The organism is Aromatoleum evansii (genome assembly GCF_012910805.1).
Lineage (GTDB): Bacteria > Pseudomonadota > Gammaproteobacteria > Burkholderiales > Rhodocyclaceae > Aromatoleum > Aromatoleum evansii.
Window position 1 is genome coordinate 19,381 of record NZ_WTVK01000064.1, and the last position, 8,392, is coordinate 27,772.

The following is an 8,392-nucleotide window of genomic DNA, read 5'->3' on the forward strand; positions in this document are numbered from 1 at the left end:
ATGTGTCTATCGGTGCCGATGCAGGTCGATTCCTGGGTGGGCGATGGCGAGATCGCATGGGTCGTGCGCGGCGAGCGCCGCCAGCAGGCCAACATGCTGCTCGTCGGCCCGCAGCCGGTCGGCACCTGGGTGCTCGTCGCGCTCGGCTTCGCGAAGGACGTGCTGGACGAAGAGAGCCTTGCGCTGACCGAGGAGGCGCTGGCGGCGCTCGCGGCGACGCTGGACGGCGATTACGACCCGGAGGCGTGGTTCGGCGACTTGCGGACGCCCGCCGCCGAATGCGACCCCGGTTCTGTGGGAGCGGCTTCAGCCGCGAATGGGCGCCGATTCGCGGCTGAAGCCGCTCCCACAGCAGCAACCCCCTCCACTGCAGAGCCGGTGGAGACTGCGGCAACCGAAACCCCATGAGCGAGGTGATCCCCTTCGTCCGCGTGCCGGCGGTCCGCCCGCCGGAAGCGGCGGTCGCTGCGGTCTGGCATGACGACCCGAGCACGACGCTGGAACGCCATTTCCGCCGCGTGCATGAAACGCGTATGGCCGGGCTGCCCTTCCTCAACGAAGCCCTCGACGTCGCGGTCGCCGCTTGCGAGCGCGTCGCCGGCGACTGGCTGGCGGCGCTCGTGACGCCGTGGAGCATCCAGCTCGTGCTGTTGCCCGGCGGCGGCACCTTGTGGCGCGATACCGCGGCCGGCGCGCGCCATACGCTGAGCCTGCCGGTGGGCGATCTCGTGTTCATCGGCGAGGCGGCCGAGCACGCGACCGACCTCGTGCCGGCCTTCCTGTACTGCCCGCTGATCACGCCGCCCGAGGGCATCGCGAACACCGACGCAGCCTGCGCGATCGCGCGCGAAGCGCTCGCCACCGTGCTCAAGCCGCTGCCCGCAAGCGCCCCCGACACTACTGGAGCGGCCCCCTCCGAAGATGCCGATCCGAATCCGCGGACGCCGCCTTCGCCCTCGCGTCGCGCCTTCCTGCGCGGCCGCGTCTAGACATGCGTCAACGGTTGCCGTCGGCAGGCTTTCGCGCTCGCACGTCTGCGCCTATCATCGTCCGCACCCGGCGGATGCGCGCCAACAGCGCGTTGTCCGGGCCGCGCGCGCATGGGGTGCGGCGGCAAGCGTGTGGCGACCGGACGGCGGAACGGAGAAGGCGGATGAACCCGGGGGGAGTGATGCGGCTGGTGGCGCGGCGGCAAGGGCGGAGGATCGTCCATGTCGAGGTCGACAACCCCCGGCCGCAGGCCGCGCGCGTACTCGTCGGGCGGACGGTCGACGAGGCGCTCAAGCTCGTTCCGACCCTCTTCAGCCTGTGCTCGCACGCGCAGCGGATCGCCGCCACGGCGGCCTGTGTCGCGGCGGGCGCCACGCAAACGGCGCGCCCCGAGGCCTGGGCCGAGGAGCGCGAGCTCGCGACCGAAATGACGCAGGAGCACCTGTGGCGCCTCATGCTCGACTGGCCCACGCTGTTCGGCCACGCGCCGCGCCGCGACCGCTTCGCGGAACTGCACCGTCGCCTGGCGCGCCTCGTGGACGCCCGCGCAGCCTACGAGTTGGGCGGAGATATCCTCGACCTGGTCGCCGTGGAATTGCTGCAGGGCTTCTTCATGGCCACGCGCGGACCGAGCAGCCTGCGCGAGTTCGTCGAGCGCGCGCGGCGCGGCGGCACCATCGGCGCGGCGCTCGGCGACCTGATCGAAATGGGCTCCTCGACCCCGAAGGAAGAGGCCGTACCGCTCCTGCCCATGCTGTCGGCGGGCGCGTGGGCGAACGAGCTGGGCGGGGTGCCGTCGGCGGATTTCTGCGCGACGCCGACCCTCTTCGGCAAGGCGCACGAAACCGGGGTGTTGTCGCGTCACGCCGGGGAATTGATGGTGCGCGGCCTGCTCATGCACCGCCATCGCATCGCCGCACGGCTGTTCGCGCGGGTGGTCGATCTCTCGGAATGTGCGAGCCGCCTGCGCCATCCGCTCGCGTCCGACATGCCCAAGCTGATCGATGCGGCGCCGCTCGGCGAGCACGCCGGGCTCGCCTGCGTCGAGACTGCGCGCGGCCTGCTGATGCACGCGGTGCGTCTCGACGGCGAGCGCATCGCCGAGTACGCGATCGTCGCGCCGACCGAGTGGAACTTCCACGCCGACGGCCCCTTCGTGCGCGAAGGCTGCGGCTGGGAGGCCGATTCGGACGAGGCGGCGCTGCTGCGCCTGAAGGCGCTCGCGCTGTCGCTGGATCCCTGCGTCGAGTACCAGATCGCGATCGAGGATGTAGCCGATGCATGAAATGTCGCTCGCCGAGAGCGTGCGCGGCATCGTCGAGGACGCCGCGGGCGCGCAAGGCGCGCAGCGCGTGAAGACCGTCGTGCTGGAGATCGGCGAGCTGTCGTCGGTGGAGGTCGAGGCGCTGCGCTTCTGCCTCGACGTCGTGTTGCGCGACTCGCTCGCGGACGGCGCGGCGATCGAGATCGAGGCCGTCCCCGGCGTCGGCTGGTGCCTCGCATGCGACCGCAGCGTGCCGCTCGCGCAGCGCTACGATCCATGCCCCGAATGCGGCGGCTATCAGCTCAGGCCGACCGGTGGGACAGAGATGCGCGTCAAGGAAATCGAAGTCGAATGAAGGGATGATGCGTTCGACCGAGGCTTTCGAGCGGGGATGAAGGCGTAGGGCGGGAGGAGCGCAGCGCATCCCGCCGTGCGGCGCGGGAGTGCCCTCCGGCGGAGGGATTGGCGGGATACGCCTTCGGCTCCTCCCGCCCTACGGTTCGTGCGGGAAATGAGAGGACGGAGCAGGACATGTGCACGGTATGTGGTTGCGGGGCAGGTGAAGTGAGTATCGGCGGTGCGGGGTGGTCGAAGGCCGCGCGGCCGAAGGGCGGCGCGACGCGCGGGTGGAAGGCCGCGGCCCCCGCGCAAGCGCATGAACATTCTCGCGAACCCGCCGCTGAGGCCGCGGCCGGCGACGCGCACATCCATTCCGCCCATCACCACCTGCACTTCGGCACCGGCCCGGCCCACGCGCACGCGCCCGGGCTCACGCAGTCGCAGATGGTCAGGATCGAGCGCGACATCCTCGGCAAGAACGACGCCCGGGCCGACGAGAACCGGTGTTCCCTCGCCGCGCGCGGCATCTTCGCGCTGAACCTCGTCTCCAGCCCCGGGTCGGGCAAGACGACGCTGCTCGTGCGCACGCTCACCGAACTCGCCGGGCGCATCCCCGCGGCCGTCATCGAAGGCGACCAGCAGACCGAATTCGACGCCGAGCGCATCCGCGCGACCGGCGTGCCGGCGCTGCAGATCAACACCGGCAAGGGTTGCCACCTGGACGCCGACATGGTCGCGCGCGCGCTCCGGCAGATGGACCTCGCCGACGACAGCCTGCTGCTGATCGAGAACGTTGGCAACCTCGTGTGCCCGGCCGCCTTCGACCTCGGCGAGGCGCACAAGGTCGCGATCCTGTCGGTGACCGAGGGCGAGGACAAGCCGCTCAAGTACCCCGACATGTTCGCCGCCGCCGACCTGATGCTGCTGAACAAGGTCGACCTGCTGCCGTATCTCGCCTTCGACGTCGAGCGCGCGATCGCCTACGCGCGCCGCGTGAATCCGGCGATCGAGGTGATCCGTACCTCCTCGACGAGCGGTGAGGGTATCGCCGAGTGGCTCGCTTGGCTCGAGCAGGGCATGGCGAAGGCGCGCGCCGCTCGCGCAGCCGCGGTGCAGTCGGCCTGAGTCGGACGATGAGTGCCGCGCACGACGCACCTCCCTTCGCCGTGACGATTCCCTTGGCGTCGAGCGGGCCGGCCGTGCTCGCGTTCGGCGCGTATTTCAAGAACGCCCTGTGCCTCGCGCATGACGGCGAGGCGCATCTCGGCGCGCCGGTCGGCGATCTCGACACCCCCGAGGCGTGTCACGACATGGACGCGTGGGCCGAGGCGATGATCGCGTATCGGCAGCCCGTGGTCGTGGTGCACGACCTGCATCCCGACTTCCATTCCAGCCGTCGCGCGGTGGAGCTGGCGGAGCGCCTCGGCGTACCGGCCATCGCCGTGCAGCACCACCACGCGCACGTCGCCGCGGTGCTGGCGGAGCACGGCCACCGTGGCCCGGCGCTGGGCCTCGCGTTGGACGGCGTCGGCCTCGGCACGGATGGGATGGCCTGGGGCGGCGAGCTGCTACGCGTCGACGGCGCGCACTTCGAGCGCCTCGGCCATCTCGCGCCCCTGCCACTCGCCGGTGCCGACCGCGCGGCGCGCGAACCCTGGCGCATGGCCGCGGCGGTGCTGCACCGTGCCGGCCGCGCCGCCGAAATCGCGAGCCGCTTCGCCGCCCAGCCCGCGGCGGCGATGCTCGCGCAGCTGCTGGATCGTGCCGCGCTGTGTCCACCGACCTCCAGCCTCGGCCGCGTATTCGACGCCGCCGCGGGGCTGCTGGGCCTGTGCCCGGTAATGCACGTCGAGGCGGAAGCCGCGATCGCGCTGGAGCGCGCGGCGGCCGAGCACCTCGACAATACCGGCGAAGTCGAACCCGAGGCCGGTGGCTGGACGATAGACGGGGCAGGGCGGCTCGACCTGCTGCCGCTGCTTGTCGCGCTGGCGGACGAACCGGACACGGGCCGCGGCGCGGCGCGTTTCCACGTCACGCTCGCCGCCGCACTCGACGAGTGGGTCGCGCTGGCGGCAATGCGCACCGGCCTCGACGTCGTCGCACTTTCCGGCGGCTGCCTGCACAACCGCATCCTGTCGCAACGCCTCGCGGCGGCCCTGCGCGTGCGCGGCCTCACGGTCCTCGAAGCGCAGCGCCTGTCGCCCGGCGACGCCGGCCTCGCGCTTGGGCAGGCGTGGGTGGCGGTGCATCGCCTGATAGCCGGGGAAGGCCGTGAATCGTAGGGCGGGAGCAGGGCAGCGTATCCCGCCATCGGCCTTCGTCGCAGGGTCGGACGCGGTTCGGCGGAATGCGCCTTCGGCTTCTTCCGCCCTACGGTTCTGCGCGAACCGGACGCTGTGGGAGCGGCTTCAGCCGCGAATCGGCGCCCATTCGCGGCTGAAGCCGCTCCCACAGCCACGCATAACCGAATCGAAGGAACAAGCATGTGCCTCGCCATCCCTGCCCGCATCGTCGAACTGCTCCCCGGTGACGCCTGCCGCGTCGACCTCGGCGGCGTGCGCAAGGAGATCTCGCTCGCGCTGGTCGACGGCGCCGAAGTCGGGGACTACGTGATCGTGCATGTCGGCTACGCGCTGTCGAAGCTGGATGAGGAGGAGGCCGAACAGACGCTCGCGCTCTTCGCCGAAGCCGGCCTCGCCGGGCCCGCACTCGCCGCCGCGACCGAGGACGGCGCGTGAAATACGTCGACGAATTCCGCGACGGCACGCTCGCGCGCAAACTCGCCGACGCCATCGCACGCGACGCCGACCCCGGCCGCAACTACGCTTTCATGGAATTCTGCGGCGGCCACACGCACGCGATCTCGCGCTACGGTGTCACCGACCTGCTGCCCGCCAACGTGCGCATGATCCACGGCCCCGGCTGCCCGGTGTGCGTGCTGCCGATCGGCCGCATCGACATGGCGATCCGCCTCGCGCTGTCGCGCCCCGATGTCACGATCTGCACCTACGGCGACTGCCTGCGCGTGCCCGCGTCCGACGGCCTGTCGTTGCTGAAGGCCAAGGCGCGTGGCGCCGACATCCGTATGGTGTATTCGGCGGCCGATGCGCTGGCGCTCGCGCAGAAGCTCCCCGAGCGCGAAGTCGTGTTCTTCGCGATCGGCTTCGAGACGACGACTCCGCCCACCGCGCTGGTGCTACGCCAGGCGCAGGCGCTGGGGCTCGCCAACTTCAGCGTGCTGTGCAACCACGTGCTGACGCCCTCGGCGATCCTGACCATCCTCGAATCGCCCGAAGTGCGCGAGCTCGGCACCGTGCCGCTCGACGGCTTCATCGGTCCGGCCCACGTATCGACGATCATCGGCAGCCGCCCCTACGCCTTCTTCGCCGAGGAATACCGCAAGCCCGTCGTGATCGCCGGATTCGAGCCGCTCGACGTGATGCAGGCGATCCGCATGCTGATCCGCCAGGTGAACGAAGGCCGCGCCGAGGTCGAGAACGAGTTCACCCGCGCGGTGAGCGAGGAGGGCAACCTCAAGGCGCAGGGCCTCGTGTCCGAAGTCTTCGAATTGCGCCGCAGCTTCGAATGGCGGGGGCTGCGCGAAGTGCCATACTCCGCGCTGCGTATCCGCGCGCCCTTCGCCGCGTGGGACGCCGAGGCGAAGTTCGGCCTCGAATTCGTCTCCGTCCCCGACAACCGCGCCTGCGAATGCGGCGCGATCCTGCGCGGCGTGAAGACGCCCATCGACTGCAAGCTGTTCGGCACCGTGTGCACGCCCGAGAACCCGATGGGCTCGTGCATGGTGTCGTCCGAAGGCGCCTGCGCGGCGCACTACAACTACGGGCGCTTCCGGGACATCCCGGTCGTCGCCGGGACCGCCTCATGAGCCTCGCCGGAACCGTCAGGAAGGGCTACGTGCGCCCGCTGGATCTCAAGCACGGACGCGTCGACATGGGCCACGGCGCGGGCGGCCGCGCGATGGCGCAGCTGATCTCCGAACTCTTCGCCGCCGCCTTCGCCAACGAACACCTCGACCGCGGCGACGACGGCGCCGTGCTGCCGGCTCCCGCGGCAGGCGAGCGCCTCGTTGTCGCGACCGACGCCCACGTCGTCAGCCCGCTGTTCTTCCCCGGCGGCGACATCGGCTGCTTGTCCGTGCACGGCACGATCAACGACCTCGCCGTGATGGGCGCCCGCCCGCTGTATCTGGCCGCGAGCTTCATCCTCGAGGAAGGCTTCCCGCTGGCGGACCTCGCGCGCATCGTCGCTTCGATGGCGCACGCGTCGCGCGAGTCCGGGGTGCCGGTCGTCACCGGTGACACCAAGGTCGTCGAGCAGGGCAAGGGCGACGGCGTGTTCATCACCACCACCGGCGTCGGCGCATTGCCGTTGGGGCGCGAGATCGGCGGTGCGAACGCGCGTCCCGGCGACGCGATCCTTGTCTCCGGCACGCTCGGCGATCACGGCATGGCGATCATGGCGCAGCGCGAGTCGCTCGCCTTCGACTCCGAGATCGCCTCCGACACCGCCGCGCTGCACGGCCTGATTGGCGCGATGCTGGATGCGGTGCCGACGATCCGTGTCCTGCGCGACCCGACGCGCGGCGGCCTCGCGACGACCTTGAACGAGATCGCCACCCAGTCCGGCGTCGGCATGGAGCTCGACGAGGCCGCGATCCCCGTCCAGCCCCAGGTCGCCGCCGCGTGCGAACTGCTCGGTCTCGATCCGCTTTACGTCGCGAACGAAGGCAAGCTGATCGCGATCTGCGCGGCCGACGATGCGGAGCCTCTCCTCGCCGCAATGCGCGCGCATCCGCTGGGCAGCCGCGCTGCGCGCATCGGCACCGTCACGACGGACCCCAATGCCTTCGTGCAGATCCGCACGTCGTTCGGCGGGCGGCGCATGGTCGATTGGCTCTCCGGCGAACAACTGCCGAGGATTTGTTGAGACCGACATGCGCATCCTCCTCCTCACCCACAGCTTCAACAGCCTCACCCAGCGCCTCTTCGCCGAGCTGCAGGCCGACGGCCACGAACTCTCCGTCGAATTCGACATCGCCGACCGCGTCGCCGAAGAAGCCGTCGAACTGTTCTGCCCCGACCTGATTCTCGCGCCCTTCCTCAAGCGTGCGGTGCCCGAATCGATCTGGTCGCGCCACCTCACGCTCATCGTGCACCCCGGCATCGTCGGCGACCGCGGCCCCTCGGCGCTCGACTGGGCGATCACGAACGGGGAAGGGGAGTGGGGCGTGACGGTCCTGCAAGCCGAAGCGCAGATGGATGCCGGCCCCGTCTGGTCGAGCGTCCGGTTCCCGATGCGAAACGGCACGAAGGCCAGCCTCTACCGCAACGAAGTGACGGCGGCCGCGTTGCAGGCGGTCAGAACGGCTATCGAAAACGTCGCCGACTGGCGCGCCGGAAGATGGGCGCCAACACCGCTCGTGCAGATTCTTGAAAGCGCAGAAAGCACCAAGAACCCGAACGTCCAAGACAACGAATGCTCATCCAGTCCCGTACACGGCAGCCCCCTTCGGGCGGTGTTTCGTGCTGAGGCGTCCGCCACGCGTTCAACGAAGCGCGAGACAGCGCCCGGAGGGGGCGGTTTAGCACGGCAACAATCGACGGTCGGCATCGAACGCCCCCTGATGAAGCAACAGGACCGCGCGATCGACTGGACGACCGACTCCACTGCGAAGATCCTGCAAAAACTCCGCGCCGCCGACGGCTTCCCCGGCGTCGCCGACGCACTATTCGGCACGCCCTGCCACCTCTTCGACGCCCACCCCGCGACCCCCGGCGA

At 70.4% G+C, this 8,392-nt stretch carries 10 protein-coding genes; all 10 read left to right on the top strand.

The window, feature by feature from the left end; all coding sequences use genetic code 11:
- Positions 1–408 carry a HypC/HybG/HupF family hydrogenase formation chaperone gene (locus GO615_RS29005; protein WP_246262430.1) on the top strand — a complete coding sequence of 136 codons (408 nt, stop codon included), beginning with the start codon at positions 1–3 and terminating at the stop codon, positions 406–408.
- Complete coding sequence (gene hybE / locus GO615_RS23240; RefSeq protein WP_169132261.1) at positions 405–989, top strand: [NiFe]-hydrogenase assembly chaperone HybE; 585 nt, start codon at positions 405–407, stop codon at positions 987–989. Before GO615_RS29005 ends, hybE begins: the two co-directional genes overlap by 4 nt.
- 164 nt (positions 990–1,153) lie before the next feature.
- The gene (locus GO615_RS23245) at positions 1,154–2,275 is read left to right on the top strand and encodes a nickel-dependent hydrogenase large subunit (RefSeq protein ID WP_169132262.1); all 1,122 of its coding nucleotides are present in this window, start codon (positions 1,154–1,156) and stop codon (positions 2,273–2,275) included.
- A complete protein-coding gene (gene hypA / locus GO615_RS23250) occupies positions 2,268–2,609 on the top strand; it encodes a hydrogenase maturation nickel metallochaperone HypA (RefSeq protein WP_169132263.1) in 342 nt (113 codons plus the stop codon). Before GO615_RS23245 ends, hypA begins: the two co-directional genes overlap by 8 nt.
- Before the next feature lie 176 nt (positions 2,610–2,785).
- Complete coding sequence (hypB, locus tag GO615_RS23255) at positions 2,786–3,718, top strand: hydrogenase nickel incorporation protein HypB (protein ID WP_169132264.1); 933 nt, start codon at positions 2,786–2,788, stop codon at positions 3,716–3,718.
- Between the two features lie 8 nt (positions 3,719–3,726).
- Positions 3,727–4,875 (top strand): Kae1-like domain-containing protein, encoded by a 1,149-nt coding sequence (locus tag GO615_RS23260; RefSeq protein ID WP_169132265.1) that lies wholly within the window; start codon positions 3,727–3,729, stop codon positions 4,873–4,875.
- A 201-nt stretch (positions 4,876–5,076) separates the two neighbouring features.
- A complete protein-coding gene (locus tag GO615_RS23265; RefSeq protein ID WP_169132266.1) occupies positions 5,077–5,331 on the top strand; it encodes a HypC/HybG/HupF family hydrogenase formation chaperone in 255 nt (84 codons plus the stop codon).
- Positions 5,328–6,479: a hydrogenase formation protein HypD gene (gene hypD / locus GO615_RS23270; RefSeq protein WP_169132267.1), complete on the top strand. Its 1,152-nt coding sequence runs from the start codon at positions 5,328–5,330 to the stop codon at positions 6,477–6,479. The genes GO615_RS23265 and hypD overlap by 4 nt, the downstream gene beginning before the upstream one ends.
- A complete protein-coding gene (hypE, locus tag GO615_RS23275; protein ID WP_169132268.1) occupies positions 6,476–7,540 on the top strand; it encodes a hydrogenase expression/formation protein HypE in 1,065 nt (354 codons plus the stop codon). Before hypD ends, hypE begins: the two co-directional genes overlap by 4 nt.
- Before the next feature lie 7 nt (positions 7,541–7,547).
- A partial coding sequence (locus GO615_RS23280) for a formyltransferase family protein (protein ID WP_281358748.1) occupies positions 7,548–8,392 on the top strand: 845 nt, incomplete at its 3' end.